This window comes from Halobacterium sp. R2-5 (assembly GCF_011734195.1).
GTDB lineage: Archaea > Halobacteriota > Halobacteria > Halobacteriales > Halobacteriaceae > Halobacterium.
Genome location: NZ_JAANTH010000001.1, coordinates 1,153,377 through 1,169,635, shown reverse-complemented (window position 1 = coordinate 1,169,635; position 16,259 = coordinate 1,153,377). Strand labels below are relative to the sequence as shown.

Here is a 16,259-nt window from a genome sequence, read left to right as displayed (position 1 = left end):
GTCAGCAGGCGCAGCCGTCCTCGTACGCGCGCTCGAAGCGCATCGCGTCGCCGCAGTCCGGGCACAGCGGCGCGCCCTCGGCGTCGCGGTCGAAGCCCTCCTCGTCGACGTTGACGTCGCGGACGCGGACGCCGCAGTCGTCGCACCAGTACGCGCCACGGGACGCGTCGACGTCGACGTCGTCGTTCTCGGCGTCGGTCGAGAGCGCCGACGATACCGTGTCAATGATGCCCATGATCGGGCTTGGCACTCGACGAACTTAGCTCCACGGTCGGCGCGGCCAAGAGCTAAGTTCCCCCGTTCCCGCGATTCGAGGTATGAGCGAGGACAGCGACGCGGGCGACGGCGAGGGGTTCAGCGAGGCGGCCGAGCACTCCTCCGGGAACCCGTGGGTCGTACAGGGGATCAACGCGGTGCTGTCGACGACGTTCGCGCTCGTCATCGTCGGCGGCCTGGAGTTCATCGGCGCGGCGGAGTTCACGCTCGTGAACGTGGCGACGGCGGCCGTGCTCGTCTTCACCGTCTCGTACGTCGCGACGCGGTGAGCCGCCGGCACCGACACACTGTAGAAGCAGGCACGGGAACCCCTCGCGCATGGTGACGCGCATCGGGGTTCACACGTCCGTCGAGACGCTGTTCCCGCCGGCGGTGCTGTGCGACGAACTCGAAGACGTCGACGCCGACGTGGTCGTGGTTTCCACCGAGGAGCTCGACGGCGTCGACGCGCTCGTGACGTTCAAGTACGAGGACGCGTTCCTCGACAACGGCCTGGAGTGGATTCACTCCGTGCAGTCCGGCGTCGACAGGTTCCCGTTCGACGACCTGGAGGCCGCGGGAATCCGGCTGACGAACAGCACGGGCACGCACGGCGACAGCGTCGGCGAGACGGTCGCCGGCTACATGCTGTCGTTCGCCCGCCGGCTCCACGAGTATCGCAGCCAGCAGGCCGAGAAGCACTGGGAGTGGCCGGCGTGGGACGCGCCGTTCACCCTCGACGGCTCCTCCGTCTGCGTCGTCGGCCTCGGCACGCTCGGCCAGGGCATCGCAACGCGGGCGGACGCGCTCGGCATGGACGTCACGGGCGTCAAACGCACGCCGGTCCCCGTCGACCACGTCGACACCGTCTACCCGAGTGGCGACCTCCACGAGGCCGTCGCGGACGCGCGCTTCGTCGCGCTCGCGGTGCCACTGACCGACGAGACGGAGGGCTTGATCGGCGAAGCGGAGCTCGACGCGATGCGCGACGACGCGGTGCTCGTGAACGTCGCGCGCGGCCCGGTCGTCGACCAGGACGCGCTCGTGGCTGCGCTCCAATCCGACGGACTGGCGGGCGCTGCGCTCGACGTCTTCGAGGCGGAGCCGCTGCCCGAGGACTCGCCGCTCTGGGAGATGGACGAGGTGGTGGTGACGCCGCACGCGGCCGCCGCGACCCGCGACTACCCGAAACGGATGGCGGCGCTCGTCCGGGAGAACGTCCGGCGCATCGCGGACGGCGCACGCCTCGCGAACGGCGTGGTGTAGGGCCGGCAGACAGGCTTTAAGTTGACGCGGGCGAAGGTGGAGGTAGTAATCGATGCCCACCGACTTCCTCGCGGACGTCGAACGCCGGTTCGAGGACGTGCGGCAGCGCGCCGAGCGCGTCGTCGACGTGGTCCGCGGGTCCGCGGTCGACCTCGTCGAGTACGACCCCGCCGCCCACGGCCCGCTCGTCGAGTTCGACGGCCTGGACGGCTACGAGGAGGTCGACCGCTACTGGGTGCACGCGCCGTACGCGTTCGTGTTCGTCGGCCACGACGACGTCAACGACGAGTACCGCTACCACGTCGTCGAGCCCGCCCTCGACGACTTCGAGCGCGACCTCCTGGAGACGCTGTACGACGACATCCGGGACGCGCTCATCTACGACGCCGAGTACGAGCCCGAGGACCCAGAGGACGTGCTCAAGCGCCAGATGAAGCGGCTGCTCGAGGAGTACGGCGTCGAGGTCGACCCGAACGCGTTCTACCGGCTGTTCTACTACCTCCACCGCGCGTTCGAGGGGTTCGAGAAGCTCGACCCGCTGATGCGGGACCCCCACATCGAGGACATCTCCTGCGACGGCTACGAGGTGCCGCTGTTCGTCTACCACGACCAGTACACGGACGTCGAGACGAACGTCACCTACGAGCAGGAGGAGCTCGACGGGTTCGTGGTGCGGCTCGCCCAGCAGTCGGGCCGACACATCTCCATCGGCGACCCCGTCACGGAGACCACACTGCCTGACGGCTCCCGCGCGGAGCTCGCGCTCGGCGAGGAGGTCACCCCGCGCGGGTCGGCGTTCACGATCCGGAAGTACAGCGAGGACCCGTTCACGCCCGCGACGCTCGTCGACTACAACACGTTCGACCTCGACCAGATGGCGTACCTCTGGCTCGCCATCGAGTCCAACAAGAGCCTGCTGTTCGCGGGCGGCACCGCGTCCGGGAAGACGACGTCGATGAACGCCATCTCGATGTTCGTGCCGCCGCGCTCGAAGGTGCTCACCATCGAGGACACCCGCGAGCTGACGCTGTTCCACGAGAACTGGCTCTCCTCGGTGACCCGGGAGTCCATCGGCGAGGGCGAGGACATCACGATGTACGACCTGCTGCGGTCGGCGCTCCGCCACCGCCCCGAGTACATCATCGTCGGCGAGGTGCGCGGCGACGAGGCGATGACGCTGTTCCAGGCGATGAACACCGGGCACACGACGTACTCGACGATGCACGCCGACAGCGTCCAGACTGTCATCAACCGCCTGGAGAACGACCCTATCAACGTCCCGCGAGCGATGATTCAGAGCCTCGACATCCTCTGCGTGCAGACGCTCACGCACGTCGGCGAGGAACGCGTCCGCCGGAACCGCGTCATCGCGGAGATCGAGGGCATCGACCAGCGCACGGGCGACCTCGACTACTCGACGGCGTTCGAGTGGAACCCCGCGAACGACGACTTCGAGCAGCGCGACTCCGCGGTGCTCGACGAGATCCGCGACGAGCGCGGCTGGTCGCGGGGCGAGCTGCTGCGCGAGCTGCGGAACCGCAAGCGCGTCCTCCAGTACCTCACGGAGAAGGACGTCACCGACTACCGGCAGTTCACGGCCGTCGTCAACGAGTACTACGCCGACCCAGAGCGGGTCGTCGACCGCATCCGCGCGGAGCTCGACGAGGACGTCGCGGTGAACGCGCCGGGTGTCGGCGAGTAAGATGGTCTCGCCGCTCGCCTTCGCGCCGCTGGCCGCCGTGCTCGGCGTCCTGTTCGCGCTCGCCGCGGCGCCACTCTTCCGGCCGATAGACAGGCTCGTCTCCCGGGTGTCGCTGGCGGCGTTCGGCGGGTTCGCGAGCCGCCGCCGGAAGGTCAACCCGACGCAGGTGGACGCGCTCCGGGGCGCACACGTCCCGCAGACGTACCGCGTGTACGCCGCGCGGACGCTCTGCTACGCGACCGTCGCGGCGCTCGCGGGCAGCATCCTCGGCGTCTACCTCGTCGCGGGCGTGCTCGTCGGGCTCGGGAACGCCGGCGAGGACCTCCAGTCGCAGTTCCCGGCGGCCGTGCGCGCGCTGTTCGTGGACGGCCCCGCGGGGTTCACCCCGGGCGCGCTGTTCGGGCTGTTCGTCGTCTCCGGAGCGACGCTGGGCGTGCTCGCGGCGTACGGCACCTACCAGTTCCGGTGGTCGATGCCGAGCTACCGGGCCGGCGAGCGCGCGCGCCGCATCGACGCGTCGATGGAGCGCACGGTCGCGTTCATGTACGCGCTCTCGCGCAGCGGGATGGCGCTCCCCGAGGTGCTGCGGATTCTCGCGCGCAACCGCGAAGTGTACGGGGAGAGCGCCGAGGAGATGGCGGTCGCGGTGAAGGACGTCGACCTCTACGGCGCGGACATCCTGCGCGCGCTCGAACGCCTCGGCGAGCGCACGCCCAGCGAGGAGCTCTCGGAGTTCGCGGAGAACCTCACGAGCGTCCTCCGGAGCGGCCGCGACCTCCCCGGGTTCCTCAAGCGCCAGTACGACTACTACGCCGAGGAGGCGGAAGCCCAGCAGGAGCAGTTCCTCGAACTGCTCGCGACGCTCGCGGAAGCGTACGTCACGCTGCTGGTCGCCGGCCCGCTGTTCCTCATCACCATCCTTGTCGTCGTCGGGCTGACGCTCTCGGACACACTCGGCTTCCTGCAGTTCACCGCGTACCTGCTGCTCCCGATGGCGACCGCGGGGTTCGTCGTCTACCTCGACAGCATCACGGACACCGCGACCGGCGGCACGTCCAGCCCCGAGGAGCCAGACTCGGAGGCCAACGTGCGCTTCCAGTCCATCCCGCGCGCTGCGGACGCCCGCACGGACGGCGGCCAGACGGCGAGCGCGTCGACCGCGCTCAACCGCGAGCGCATCGACGTATACGAGCGTCTACGACCGATTCTCTACCGCCTCCGGAACCCGCTGTCAGTGATCCGGGAGTCCCCGGCGGTGCTCCTGTACGCGACGACGCCGCTGGCCGCGCTCTACCTGCTCGCGCGGTGGTGGCCGCTCGCGACGGCCGGCGTCACGGACCTCACGGCGTACGACGACCCGGTCGTCCACGCGGCGCTGTTCGTGCTCGGGACGTTCACCGTCGCGTACGAGTTCCACCGCCGTCGCGTGAAGGCCATCGAGGCGGGCGTCCCGGACTTCCTCGACCGGTTCGCGTCCACGAACGAGGCCGGCATGTCGGTCGTCGAGAGCTTCGGTCGCGTCGTCGGCAGCGACCTCGGCGCGCTCTCCACGGAACTCGAACGCACGTGGGCGGACGTCCAGTGGGGCGCCCGCATCGAGCACGCCCTCGGCCGGTTCCGCGAACGCACGGACACCCCCGCCATCTCGCGGGTGGTGACGCTGACGACGAACGCGATGCACGCCAGCGGCGACCTCGGGCCCGTGCTGCGCATCGCCGCCAACGAGGCGAAGGCGACGCGGCGCCTCGAACGCGACCGGCGCAGCGAGCTACTGACGTACCTCGTCGTCATCTACATCGCGTTCTTCGTGTTCCTCGCCATCATCGTCGCCCTCGACGTCATCTTCATCCCGAACATCCCGGTGGTGGACGCCGCCGGCTCCACCGACCAGCTCCCGGGTGGCGGCGGCTCGGGCGCGTTCTCCCGGACCGCCCAGCTCACGCAGGCGACGAAGGACGCCTACAGCCTCGTGTTCTTCCACACCGGGCTCGTGCAGGCGGTCTGCTCGGGGCTCGTGGCGGGACAGATGGGACAGGGGAGCGTGAAAGCCGGCGCGAAGCACGCCACCGTGATGCTCGCGCTCGCGTACGGCACGTTCCTCCTGCTCGGGTGATTCCGTGACGGACGTCCACCACACGTACGACCGCATCGCCGAGCACTTCGCGAAGACCCGCGAGTACCCCTGGCCGGAAGTCGAGGAGTTCCTCGACGGTCGAAGCGGCGGCGTCGCCGTGGACGTCGGCTGCGGGAACGGCCGCCACACGGAACTACTCGCGGCGCGCGCGGACCGCGCCGTCGGCGTGGACGCCAGCCGCGGGCTCCTCGCCACCGCCCGGGAGCGCGCCGCCGACCGCGAATTCGACGCCGACCTCGTCGCCGGCGACGCGGAACGCCTCCCGCTTCGCGACGGCGTCGCGGACCTCGCGGTGTACGTCGCCACCCTCCACCACCTCCGCAGTCGCGGCGCGCGCGTCGCCAGCCTTGACGAACTCGCGCGCGTGCTCTCGACGTCCGGCGCCGCGCTCGTCAGCGCGTGGAGCACCGAACACGACCGGTTTTCGGAGGAAGAGGGATTCGACACCGCCGTCGACTGGACGCTCCCCGGCGGCGAGACCGTCCCGCGGTTCTACCACGTCTACGACCCCGGGGAGTTCCGCGCGGACCTCCGGGAGAGCGCGCTCGCCGTCGCCGAGTCGTTCGTCTCCAGCGGGAACTGTTACGCGGTCGTCCACAGCGAAGAGTAACGCCCTTAAGCGACCGGGCGGAAGTGAGAGTGAGCACCGGTGGTGAGCGAATCCGACGGATTCGCGAGTCACGGTGCGCAAGCGAAGCGCAGCGCACCGATGGTCTAGTGGCTAGGACCTGAGCCTTCCAAGCTCATGGCCCGGGTTCAAATCCCGGTCGGTGCACTCCCCGCGGTCGTTTCCGACCGATGTTCGCAGTCCGCCGGACTGCTCACTCCCGGTCGGTGCATTTCTCACTCTCCAGCAGCTCTACAGTTCCTTTTGAATACCGCCGCAGAGACGCTCCGACTTACTCAGGTTATCCTAAACCGATAGACGGTCAAAATGTCAGGGGTTCATTCGAGTGTGGTCCATCACAATCAAGCATGGGGAATAGAGGACAGACACCGATACCGCCGGAACCACACGCGCTCCCGCTGCCACCCGATGTAGCAGATACCGAGTGGAGTGAGATGGACGGACGAGAGACGCTCCACTACGACGCCGAAACGGACACCTATTGGGCGAGAATCGCGAGCCACCCCGATTCCGTCCCCATCGACGTCGTCTCCGCCGTTGCGACGATCTCGAAAACGCGCCCGGTAGAGTTGCCCCCTGTGTACCACGACATCGGCCCCCACGAATTCGAAGCGCTAGCCGACGTGACGATAACTGATGCAGCACTCGGCGAGCTGTACGACTCGGTGACGTACGCCGGCTACGAGGTGACAGTCCACGGCGACGGCGTCATCTGCATTCGACCACCCCCAGACAAGCCACCCGAAGAACGGTGAACGCCGCGTAGCTTCCTCGGAGAAATCTTCGCTGAGAGCCACATTTTCGGGAGTCGTGGGAAATCGACCAGTTGAGAAGCCCGTGCGCCGCTCCCACTGCGCGTTATCTCCCCGTGGACTTCTCGAGGTCGCTGACGGTCCGCGCGTGCCGCGGCTTCTTCGCGTACTCCGGTCGACAACGCAGAAACCGCCCGTAACCCTCTATCCCCCTGATTTCACACTTCTCGCAGAGCCAGTCCCAAGAGTGCCTACACAGTTAGACAGCGACGCTTTCCGTACACCCACCCTGGGGAACTGTATGGTCGAAAACGACGCCTCGGTCGACGGAATCCCGGACATGCCCGCCAACTCCGGCGCTGACGGGTCGACCCAGTCCGGGCTAGTACTCAGCGACGTATTCCGCGCGCTGCAGCACTCCCGGCGGCGGTACGTCCTCCACGCGCTCGCCGAGGATGGCGAGCAGACCCTGGCCGAACTCGCGACGGGCGTCGTCGCGTGGGAGCAGGACAAGTGCCCGGAGCGCGTGACCGACGCGGAGCGCGAGCAGTGCCGGACGTCGCTGTACCACTCGCACGTCCCGAAGCTCGCGGACATCGGCGTCCTCGACTTCGAGACGGGCGACGAGATCCTCGTGCGAGCGACGAGCGACGAGCGAGTGCAGGCGGTGCTCGGGACAGCGGGCGGCGCCACGGACGGCCAGGGGGAAGCGCACACCGGCCACGTCGACGCCTGAAGACGACGCCGTCGACGCCGCCGTCGTCGATGCGCGCGACGGCGTCGGTGGCGCCGGTCGCCGTACGCGTCGATAGCTCCGGGTCGTCGTCGACACAGAGCACTACCAGAGGGTCGGCTGAGTCCATCGGCTGCTTCCCGGAAGGGAGGAGTCCTCGCATCTTGAGGGTGCCGCTACGTGTCGGGATAGAGAAGGGGGCAGCGGGTGGCGACGGTGCCCGCTAGCTACTGGAACATCCGCATCGGCTTCGCCTGCGTGGACTCCTCCTCTTCGGCCTCCTGCATGCGCTTGGCGAGGCGCTCTTTCTGCTCGCGGATCTCCTCGGCGCGCTCGACGAGGTCGTCCGTGGGGATGTCGACGCCGGTCATCGGGCCGATGGCTCCGTCGAGGAGGCGCTTGGCGGCGGCGGGGTCGGGGAACTGGGGGTCGGACTCCACGACGAGGCTGACGGCGTCGAGACCCTCCTCGGCGGCGCGGTTGACGAGCGCGCCGGTCGGTCCGCCGACGAGGCCGCGCTCCGGGGGTGTGCCGATGTCCTCCTCGTCGAGCCACTCGCCGGCGGTCCCGCTGGCGATGCCGAACACCTCCGGGACGGTCGCGGGGTCGAGGTCCTGGACGGGGAGGCCGCTGAGGTACAGCGGCGTGACGTCGTTGTCAGCGATCCACTCCGTGATGCAGTCCGCGAACTCGCCGCCCCCGTCGCGGGTCAGTGGGACGTCGGACTGGAGCGCGAGCAGGTCGCGCTCCTCGTCGGCGTACAGCCGTACGGGCGGGAGGACGTCGCGCTCGCCCTCGTCGTAGACGGCGACCCGGGGGACGTTGCTGCAGTCGATGCTCGCGACGTACTCCATCCCGAAGGCGTCGACGAGGTGGTCGGTCGCGATCTTGCCGACGAGGCCGACGCCCGGAAGCCCCTCCACGAGCGCGGGGGAGTCGAGGTCGAACTCCGTCTTGAGTCGGACGCGTGCCATGCCGAGAACGACGCCCGGAAGCGGCATAAACGCGGGGGCTGGCCGCCTCGCCCCCGAGCGTAACCCACAAGCGCCCGTCCGGTCTACGAGAGGGCAATGGACGCGCTCTCGCGATACGAGCCGATCATCGACGACTTCGCGGCGTTCCTCGACGCCTGCGAGCGCCCGCTGCCGACGACGGTCCGCGTCAACCCCATCAAGGCGACGCCGGACCGCGCCGTCGAGGCCTTGGGGGAGGCGGGCGTCGGCGTGGAGCGCCGGGACTGGCACCCCGGGGTGCTGGAAGTCGACACGGACAAGCCCGGGAACACGTGGCCGTACGTCCACGGCTGGATACACGGCCAGGAAGAGGTCTCGTCGGTGCCGCCAGCGGTGCTGTCGCCCGAGTCCGGGGACGTGGTGTGGGACGCCTGCGCGGCGCCCGGCGGGAAGACCACCCAGCTCGCCGCCGAAATCGACGACGAGGGGCTGGTCGTCGCGAACGACGACAACCTCGGGCGCTTGTCTGCGCTCCGCGGGAACTGCGACCGCCTCGGCGTCACGAGCGCTGCCGTCACGAACGGCGACGCGCGCCGGACGACCCTGGACGCGTTCCCGAACGTGGACGCCTTCGACCACGCGCTCGTCGACGCGCCCTGCACCTGCGAGGGCACGATTCGGAAGAACCCGGACGCCCTCGAAGGAGCGGGCGCGTCCGCCAGCCGGAACCTCGCGGCGCTCCAGTCGGACATCCTCTCGCGGGCCGTCGAACTCACTCGCGAGGGCGGCACCGTCGTCTACTCGACGTGCACGTTCGCGCCCGAGGAGAACGAGGGCGTCGTCGACACCGTCCTCGACGAGGGCGCCTGCCGGCTCGTCGAGTTCGACACCGGGCTCGACTCCGTGGAGGGGCTCACGGAGTGGGACGGCGAGTCCTACGACGACTCGCTGGCGGAGGCGCGACGGTACTACCCCCACCACAACGACACGGGCGGGTTCTTCACCGCGAAACTGGAGGTGACCGCATGAGCGAGAACGTCAGCCACCAGTTCGACCGCCTGCCCGCGACCGACGACGACCGCGAGGTCGCGGGCCGGCCGTCCCGGGAGGCCGTCGTGGACTGGTGGGTCGACCGCTTCGACGTCCCCGAGGACACCTTCGACGGCTACACGCTCTGGGAGAAGGGCAAGGGGAAGGTGTGGGCGCTCCCGTACGACCTCGACGGCCCCGTCCCCGTGGAGGCGCTTGGCCTCAAGCTCCTACGTACGCGCCAGGAGCACTGGAAGCCAACGACTGACGCCGTCCAGCGGTTCGGCCGCGAGGCCGAACAGAACGTCATCGTGCTCGACGACGAGCGCGCGAAGCGCTTCGTCGCCGGCGAGGAACAGGAAGTCGAGTGGGACGGCGACTGGGGGTACCTCGTCGTCGCCCACGAGCTCGCGGGCGGCGTCGAGCCCATCGGCGTCGGTCTCTACACGTACGGCGACCTCAAGTCGATGGTGCCGAAGGGCCACCGCCGGGACCTCTGAGTCACTTCTCGCGCAGCGTGCCGCCGCTCAACCCCTCCCACTCCACGCGGTAGCCGAGCCGGGAGAACAGCGCGCTCGCGTCGTCCACGCCGTAGTTCTCGGCGACTGCCTCGGCGTCGTCCCGCGACATCCCCGCCTCCAGTTCCGCGGCCACGGCGTCCAAGACGTGGGGACGGACGAGCGTGCGGCCCACGAGTTCGTGCTCGGGGAAGTCGATGTCCTCGATTGCGTCCTCGCTGACGCCGCGGGACGCCGCGAGGGCCGCGAGCGTGAGCACGTCGTCCTCGGGCGCGAGTTCGTCGGGGAGGTCGGCCGCGGATTCGGCGACGAGGTCGGATTCGAGGTCGCGGAGCGCGTCCACGACGTCCTTCACGCGCACGGAGCCCGTGTACTCGACGACCCGGTGGTCGCGCGCGGCGACGTCCTCGCCGACGCCGAGGCTGGCGTCCACGGCGACCAGCAGGGTCTCGTCGGTGGCGTCCAGCTGGGAGAGCTTCTTCTCGACGTACTCGGGCGTCCAGAAGCCCATGATTTCGAAGTAGACGCGCTCGCCGCCGAACGCGTAGTCGAACGCGAAGTCCGGCACCATCAGGCGGTCGCCCGCCGCGAGCACGTCGGGCTCGCGGACGAGCTCCCAGTCCAAATCGAGGGACTGGAAGCGCGCGGCGAACTCGCGCTCGACGCCGCTGTCGTACGCCACGTCGGTCACGGGGTCGGCGTCGGGCACGTCGAGGTCGCCCGCGGAGAGTTCGAGCAGGCGCTCGCGGCCGCGGTCGTCGATGGTGGCCTCGACTTCCCAGTCGTCGCCCTTCGCGACCGTCCGAAGCACGCGCGCGAACCGCGTGCCGTACCGCCGCGAGCGCTGGAACAGCGCGTCCGGGCCCGTGAGCACGACCTCGCGGCCGTCGCCGCCCTGCACTGGAATTACCTCGTACAGCAGGCCGAGGCGCTTCACCGCGGAGACCAGCCGCCGCGGGTCCGAGGAGCGCACGCGCATCTCGGTCGCGTCGAACAGCGCGGTCTGCGCCAGCGAGAGGTTGTACTGGGCGACCAGCGATTCGGGCGTCCAGCGGGCCGAGACCTCCGTCAGGACTTCGCGGGTCTCGCGGTCGGCGTACAGCGAGTCCGCGAGCTCGTCGGGCGTCACGTCCCCGGGGAAGCCCGCTGCGGCCGCCGCGAGCGCTGATTCGCGCTCGTCCGCGTGGACGACGCCGACGTCCTCGGCCGCCGCGAACGCGGCGCGGCGTGCCGACCGCGGGTCGACGGCGGACTCGACCTCGAAGGCGGCGTCGCGCTCGACGAGGTGCGCGAATCCCCGGACGAGCTTGAAGTCCTCGGCCTCCCGCTCCAACTCCGTCAGGGACTCCCGGAGTTCGGCGCGCTCCTGGCCGACGTGCCCCTGGAACGTCCCGAGCACGCGCGCCGCGAGCGCCTCGTCGCCCTCCCCAGCGAACTGCGGCTGGTAGCCGCCGCCCGCCCGGGACACCCGCAGGAGGTCCTTCGTCAGCACGCTCCCGGGTTGGCGGCGCGCGCACAAAAGGATACAGAAGATTCTTGCCGGTACGCCGGGACCGACGCGTATGAACCGGCGGACGCTGCTCCGACGGACTGCCGCCGCGGGCGTCGCCCTCCCCCTCGCGGGCTGCCTGCGCACCGGCGACGGCGAGGCCGGGCTGACGGTCGCCGACTCGGGCTACGAGGAGAGCGACGGCGGCAACGTCGCCATCGCGGTCACCGTCAGCAACCCCTCCGGGCGCGAGGCGTCGGGCACGCTGTACGTCACCGTCGAGGTCGACGACGAGTCCTACGCGCGAGAACAGGACGTCACGCTCGCTGCGAACGAGACGACCGTCGTGCGCGTCGCGTTCGACGTCGAGTACGGTAGCGGGTCGAGCATCAACTGGGACACCGACCTCGTGGAGGACTAGCGGCGGCGGTCCGCGACGCGCTCCTCGGCGGTGTCCGCGCTCACGAGCTCGTACAGCAGCGCGCGCCCACCGAGAGACGACTGCGTCGCCTCTCGTGCCTCCGAGTCCACGGACTCGGAGACCCCGTCAGATTTCGGGCGCAGCACGCGGCCGAGCCGCTGTGTGAACTCGCGCTCGCTGCCGCTGCCCGCGAACACCACCGCGACGTTCGCGTCCGGCACGTCCACGCCCTCGTCGAGGACGTTCGCGGTGACGACCCGCGAGTAGTCGCCGTCCCGGAACTTCTCGAGGACGTCCCGGCGCTCGCTCGTACCCGTCTCGTGGGTGATCGCGGGGAGCAGGAAGCGCTCGGAGAGCCGGTAGACGAGGTCGGTCGAGGCCGCGAACACGATGACGCGGTCGTCGCGGTGGCGGTCCAGCAGCGCTTCGAGTCGCTGGACTTTCGCGTCGCTCTCGCGGACGATGCGGCGCGCGCGCTGTTTCGCGAGCAGGGCCTCGCGGGCCCGCGGGTCCGACCCGGAGCGCTTCACGAGCTCCTGGTAGTCGCTGCCCGAGCGCAGCTGGACGTTCGACTGCTTGAGGTACTCCGTGAACGTCCCCTGGGCGTCCTCGTAGCGCTCGCGCTCCGCGTCGGTGAGCGGGACTTCGAGGCGCTTGACGTCGTACTCGGCGAGGTGCTCGCCCGCGAGGTCGTCGGCGGAGAGCCGGTAGACGACGTCCCCGACGAGGTCCGCGACGGTCTCGTGGGCGTTGTCGGGGCGCTCGAACGTCGCGGTGAGCCCGAGCCGGGCGGGGGCGGCGAGCAGGCGCGCGATGTTCTGGAACTCCTCGCCGCCGAGGTGGTGGACCTCGTCGAAGATCACGAGCCCGAAGCGGTCTCCGAGGTCGTCCGCGCGCAGGTACGCGGAGTCGTACGTCGCGACCGTGATGGGGGCGACGACCTGCTCGCCGCCGCCCAGTTGGCCGATTTCGCAGTCGAACTCTCGAGAGAGCTCGCGCCTCCACTGCGTCAGCAGGTCGATTGTGGGGACGACGACGAGCGCCGACCGGCCGACCGCCTCGATGGCCTTCAGGCCGATGACCGTCTTCCCGGAGCCGGTCGGGAGTTCGAGCACACCTCGACGGTCGTTCTCGGTCCACGCGTCGAGGGCGTCCTGCTGGTAGTCCCGGAGCTCGTACGCGGATTCGACGTCGAGGCTGTCGGCGTGGAGCGCGTCGTCCTCGTAGGGAATCCCGCGCGAATCGAGGTAGGCGACGAGGTCCGCGTACGCCATCGCTGGCGCTCGCCCCGTCTCCGTGCGGTCGTCGTACTCGACGCCGGGCAGGCTGGCGACGCCGCCGGTGGGCGGACCGCCGCCGTCGTGCTCGACGCGGAGCGTACCGTCCTCGAACCGCAACCGGACTGTCACGCGCTGGGGTAGCGCACCGACTCCTATGTAGCCGTCGGACCCCGGGCCGTCCCGAAATCCGTAAACGCGAGTATCCGTTTCTGACGCACATGAGCAACGACGCCGAGCAGGCTGCCGACGCCGACGCGGAGGACGCCAGCGGGGAGTCGCTGGCCGAGCGCGTCCGCGAGCACGACGAGGAACTCGGCGACGAGGTCGCCGGCCTCGAAGAACGCGTCGAGGAACTCGAACGCGACCTCGCCGACGCGGAGGCAGAGGTCGACGACCTCACCGAGCGCTTGCAGGCCAAGCAGGCGGACTTCCAGAACTACAAACAGCGCGCGAAGCAGCGACAGGAGGACATCCGGGAGCGCGCGACGGAGGACCTCGTGGAGCGCCTGCTGGACGTGCGGGACAACCTCGGTCGCGCGCTCGACGAGGAGTCCGGGGACGTGGACAGCCTCCGCGAGGGCGTGAAGCTCACGCGCAAGGAGTTCGACCGCGTGCTCGACGCGGAGGGCGTCTCCGAGATCTCGCCGTCCGCGGGCGAGGACGTCGACGCGCAGCGCCACGAGGTGATGATGCGCGTGGACAGCGACCAGCCCGAGGGCACCGTCGCGGACGTCTACCGCTCGGGCTACGAGATGGGCGGGAAAGTGCTCCGGCCCGCGCAGGTCACCGTGAGCGAGGGGTCGAGCGACGGCGCGGGCGAAGAGCGCGACGAGTAACGCGGACGATATTTCGGCGGCGTGGCGACCGATTGACGACCGGTTCGTCATAAATCCGCCGGCCCGTTTTTCCGACCGTTCGGAAAACCGCAAGACTGCGTCGACCCGCTCGTTCGTGGTACTCCGTCTCACTAGCAAGGCTTAAAGGGAAAACGCGGCTTAGAAACGGGTAACATGGCAAGTGAGAAGATTCTGGGCATCGACCTCGGCACCACGAACAGCGCGTTCGCGGTGATGGAGGGCGGGGACCCCGAAATCATCGTCAACAGCGAGGGCGACCGCACCACGCCGTCGGTGGTCGCGTTCGACGAGGGCGAGCGGCTCATCGGCAAACCCGCGAAGAACCAGGCCGTCCAGAACTCCGAGCAGACCGTCGCGTCCATCAAGCGCCACATGGGCGAGGACTACACGGTCGAACTCGACGGCGAGGAGTACACGCCCGAGCAGATCTCGGCGATGATCCTCCAGAAGATCAAGCACGACGCCGAGGAGTACCTCGGGCAGGACGTCGAGAAGGCCGTCATCACCGTGCCCGCGTACTTCAACGACAAGCAGCGCCAGGCGACCAAGGACGCCGGCGAGATCGCGGGCTTCGAGGTCGAGCGCATCGTCAACGAGCCGACCGCGGCGTCGATGGCGTACGGCCTCGACGAGGACCAAGACCAGACCGTCCTCGTCTACGACCTCGGCGGCGGCACCTTCGACGTCTCCATTCTCGACCTCGGCGGCGGCGTCTACGAGGTCGTCGCGACCAACGGCGACAACGACCTCGGCGGCGACGACTGGGACGAAGCCATCATCGACTACCTCGCCGACGAGTTCGAGAACGACCACGGCATCGACCTGCGCGACGACGAGCAGGCCCTCCAGCGGCTCAAAGACGCCGCCGAGGAGGCGAAAATCGAACTCTCCTCCCGGAAGGAGACGACCGTCAACCTCCCGTTCGTCACCGCGACCGACTCCGGCCCCGTCCACCTCGAACAGGACATCACGCGCGCGAAGTTCGAGAGCCTCACCGAGGACCTCATCGAGCGCACCGTCGGCCCGACAGAGCAGGCCCTCGAAGACGCCGACCTCGACAAGGGCGACATCGACGAAGTCATCCTAGTCGGCGGCTCCACGCGGATGCCCCAGGTCCAGGAGCAAGTCGAGGAGCTCGTCGGTCAGGAGCCGAAGAAGAACGTCAACCCCGACGAGGCCGTCGCGCTCGGCGCGGCCGTCCAGGGCGGCGTGCTCTCCGGCGAAGTCGACGACATCGTGCTCGTCGACGTCACGCCCCTCAGCCTCGGTATCGAGGTGAAGGGCGGACTGTTCGAGCGTCTCATCGAGAAGAACACCGCCATCCCGACGACCGCGTCGAAGGTGTTCACGACCGCCGCGGACAACCAGACGAGCGTCCAGATCCGCGTCTTCCAGGGCGAGCGCGAGATCGCCGAGGAGAACGAACTGCTCGGTGACTTCCACCTCACGGGCATCCCGCCGGCGCCCGCGGGCACCCCCGAAATCGAGGTCACGTTCGAGATCGACGCCGACGGCATCGTGAACGTCGAAGCCGAGGACAAGGGCTCCGGGAACGCCGAGTCCATCACCATCGAGGGCGGCGTCGGCCTCAGCGACGACGAGATCGAGCAGATGCAGGAGGAGGCCGAACAGCACGCCGAGGAGGACGAGCAGCGCCGCGAGCGCATCGAGGCGCGCAACGACGCCGAGACCGCGATTCAGCGCGCGAACAACCTCCTCGAGGAGAACGAGGAGCTCGTCGACGACGACCTCGAAGCGGACGTGAACGAGGAGATCGAGAACGTCCAGGAGCTCCTCGACGAGGACGACGTCGACCCCGACGAGCTCGAAGAAGCCACCGAGTCCCTCAGCAAGACCCTGCAGGAGATCGGCAAGCAGGCCTACCAGCAGGAGGCCCAGGCGGGCGCCGCAGGCGGTGCGGGCGCTGCTGGCGCCGGCATGGGCGGCATGGGCGGCGCCGGCCCCGGTGCGGGCGGCGACGCCGACGACGAGGAGTTCGTCGACGCCGACTTCGAAGACGTCGAGGAAGACAGCGAGGAGTAAACGCGACTCGCTGTCTTCTTCGGCACGGGAGACAAGCGGAGCGAGTCTCCCGGTGTTTCGAGACCGAGCGCAGCGAGGTTCTCGAAGTGGAGACGACGACGCGGACGAGTAACACTAACGCGTAACCGAACGCTGTTCTCGGCCCCCTCGCGGACCGCTTCTCCTACCATTCGCTCGCTCCCGTAGCGCGCGCTGTCGG

16 protein-coding genes and 1 tRNA gene are annotated in these 16,259 nt (G+C 69.3%); 13 read left to right on the top strand and 4 right to left on the bottom strand.

What is annotated here, in order from left to right; genetic code table 11:
• Position 1 precedes the first annotated feature (1 nt).
• Positions 2-235 carry a hypothetical protein gene (locus G9C83_RS06340; protein ID WP_167245252.1) on the bottom strand — a complete coding sequence of 78 codons (234 nt, stop codon included), beginning with the start codon at positions 233-235 and terminating at the stop codon, positions 2-4.
• 82 nt (positions 236-317) lie between these two features.
• Between G9C83_RS06340 and G9C83_RS06335 the strand changes: the two genes are divergently transcribed.
• From G9C83_RS06335 to G9C83_RS06300, 8 genes are all read left to right on the top strand, one after another.
• A complete protein-coding gene (locus G9C83_RS06335; protein ID WP_167245251.1) occupies positions 318-545 on the top strand; it encodes a hypothetical protein in 228 nt (75 codons plus the stop codon).
• 49 nt (positions 546-594) lie between these two features.
• Positions 595-1,521: a D-2-hydroxyacid dehydrogenase gene (gene ddh, locus G9C83_RS06330; protein ID WP_167245250.1), complete on the top strand. Its 927-nt coding sequence runs from the start codon at positions 595-597 to the stop codon at positions 1,519-1,521.
• Between the two features lie 52 nt (positions 1,522-1,573).
• The gene (locus tag G9C83_RS06325; protein WP_167245249.1) at positions 1,574-3,223 is read left to right on the top strand and encodes a type II/IV secretion system ATPase subunit; all 1,650 of its coding nucleotides are present in this window, start codon (positions 1,574-1,576) and stop codon (positions 3,221-3,223) included.
• 1 nt (position 3,224) lies between these two features.
• Positions 3,225-5,336 carry a type II secretion system F family protein gene (locus tag G9C83_RS06320; RefSeq protein ID WP_167245248.1) on the top strand — a complete coding sequence of 704 codons (2,112 nt, stop codon included), beginning with the start codon at positions 3,225-3,227 and terminating at the stop codon, positions 5,334-5,336.
• Between the two features lie 4 nt (positions 5,337-5,340).
• Positions 5,341-5,967 (top strand): class I SAM-dependent methyltransferase, encoded by a 627-nt coding sequence (locus tag G9C83_RS06315; RefSeq protein ID WP_167245247.1) that lies wholly within the window; start codon positions 5,341-5,343, stop codon positions 5,965-5,967.
• Between the two features lie 93 nt (positions 5,968-6,060).
• Positions 6,061-6,132, top strand: a tRNA-Gly gene (locus G9C83_RS06310).
• Between the two features lie 287 nt (positions 6,133-6,419).
• Positions 6,420-6,740, top strand: coding sequence for a HalOD1 output domain-containing protein (locus G9C83_RS06305; RefSeq protein ID WP_167245246.1), 321 nt, complete (start codon positions 6,420-6,422; stop codon positions 6,738-6,740).
• Positions 6,741-7,038: 298 nt separating this feature from the next.
• Positions 7,039-7,473, top strand: a complete 435-nt coding sequence (locus G9C83_RS06300; RefSeq protein WP_167245245.1) for a hypothetical protein — start codon at positions 7,039-7,041, stop codon at positions 7,471-7,473.
• 224 nt (positions 7,474-7,697) lie between these two features.
• Here the strand turns inward: G9C83_RS06300 and G9C83_RS06295 are convergent, their stop codons facing one another.
• On the bottom strand, positions 7,698-8,444 hold the full coding sequence (locus G9C83_RS06295; protein ID WP_167245244.1) for a proteasome assembly chaperone family protein: 747 nt from the start codon (positions 8,442-8,444) through the stop codon (positions 7,698-7,700).
• 96 nt (positions 8,445-8,540) lie between these two features.
• On the opposite strand from G9C83_RS06295, the gene G9C83_RS06290 reads away from it, so the two are divergent.
• Together G9C83_RS06290 and G9C83_RS06285 are read left to right on the top strand one after the other, a co-directional pair.
• Positions 8,541-9,452 carry an RsmB/NOP family class I SAM-dependent RNA methyltransferase gene (locus G9C83_RS06290; RefSeq protein ID WP_167245243.1) on the top strand — a complete coding sequence of 304 codons (912 nt, stop codon included), beginning with the start codon at positions 8,541-8,543 and terminating at the stop codon, positions 9,450-9,452.
• Positions 9,449-9,952: a hypothetical protein gene (locus tag G9C83_RS06285; protein ID WP_167245242.1), complete on the top strand. Its 504-nt coding sequence runs from the start codon at positions 9,449-9,451 to the stop codon at positions 9,950-9,952. Before G9C83_RS06290 ends, G9C83_RS06285 begins: the two co-directional genes overlap by 4 nt.
• A 1-nt stretch (position 9,953) precedes the next feature.
• On the opposite strand, the gene G9C83_RS06280 is transcribed toward G9C83_RS06285, so the two are convergent.
• Positions 9,954-11,462: a DUF790 family protein gene (locus tag G9C83_RS06280; protein ID WP_167245241.1), complete on the bottom strand. Its 1,509-nt coding sequence runs from the start codon at positions 11,460-11,462 to the stop codon at positions 9,954-9,956.
• A 70-nt stretch (positions 11,463-11,532) separates the two neighbouring features.
• Between G9C83_RS06280 and G9C83_RS06275 the strand changes: the two genes are divergently transcribed.
• The gene (locus tag G9C83_RS06275; protein WP_167245240.1) at positions 11,533-11,880 is read left to right on the top strand and encodes a hypothetical protein; all 348 of its coding nucleotides are present in this window, start codon (positions 11,533-11,535) and stop codon (positions 11,878-11,880) included.
• Here G9C83_RS06275 and G9C83_RS06270 read toward each other — a convergent pair.
• A complete protein-coding gene (locus G9C83_RS06270; protein ID WP_347877788.1) occupies positions 11,877-13,316 on the bottom strand; it encodes a DEAD/DEAH box helicase family protein in 1,440 nt (479 codons plus the stop codon). The genes G9C83_RS06275 and G9C83_RS06270 overlap by 4 nt on opposite strands.
• Positions 13,317-13,378: 62 nt before the next feature.
• Here G9C83_RS06270 and G9C83_RS06265 point away from each other — a divergent pair, with 62 nt between their 5' ends.
• Both G9C83_RS06265 and dnaK read left to right on the top strand, forming a co-directional pair.
• The gene (locus G9C83_RS06265; protein ID WP_167245238.1) at positions 13,379-13,996 is read left to right on the top strand and encodes a nucleotide exchange factor GrpE; all 618 of its coding nucleotides are present in this window, start codon (positions 13,379-13,381) and stop codon (positions 13,994-13,996) included.
• Between the two features lie 174 nt (positions 13,997-14,170).
• Positions 14,171-16,060 carry a molecular chaperone DnaK gene (gene dnaK / locus G9C83_RS06260; protein WP_167245237.1) on the top strand — a complete coding sequence of 630 codons (1,890 nt, stop codon included), beginning with the start codon at positions 14,171-14,173 and terminating at the stop codon, positions 16,058-16,060.
• Positions 16,061-16,259 lie beyond the last annotated feature (199 nt).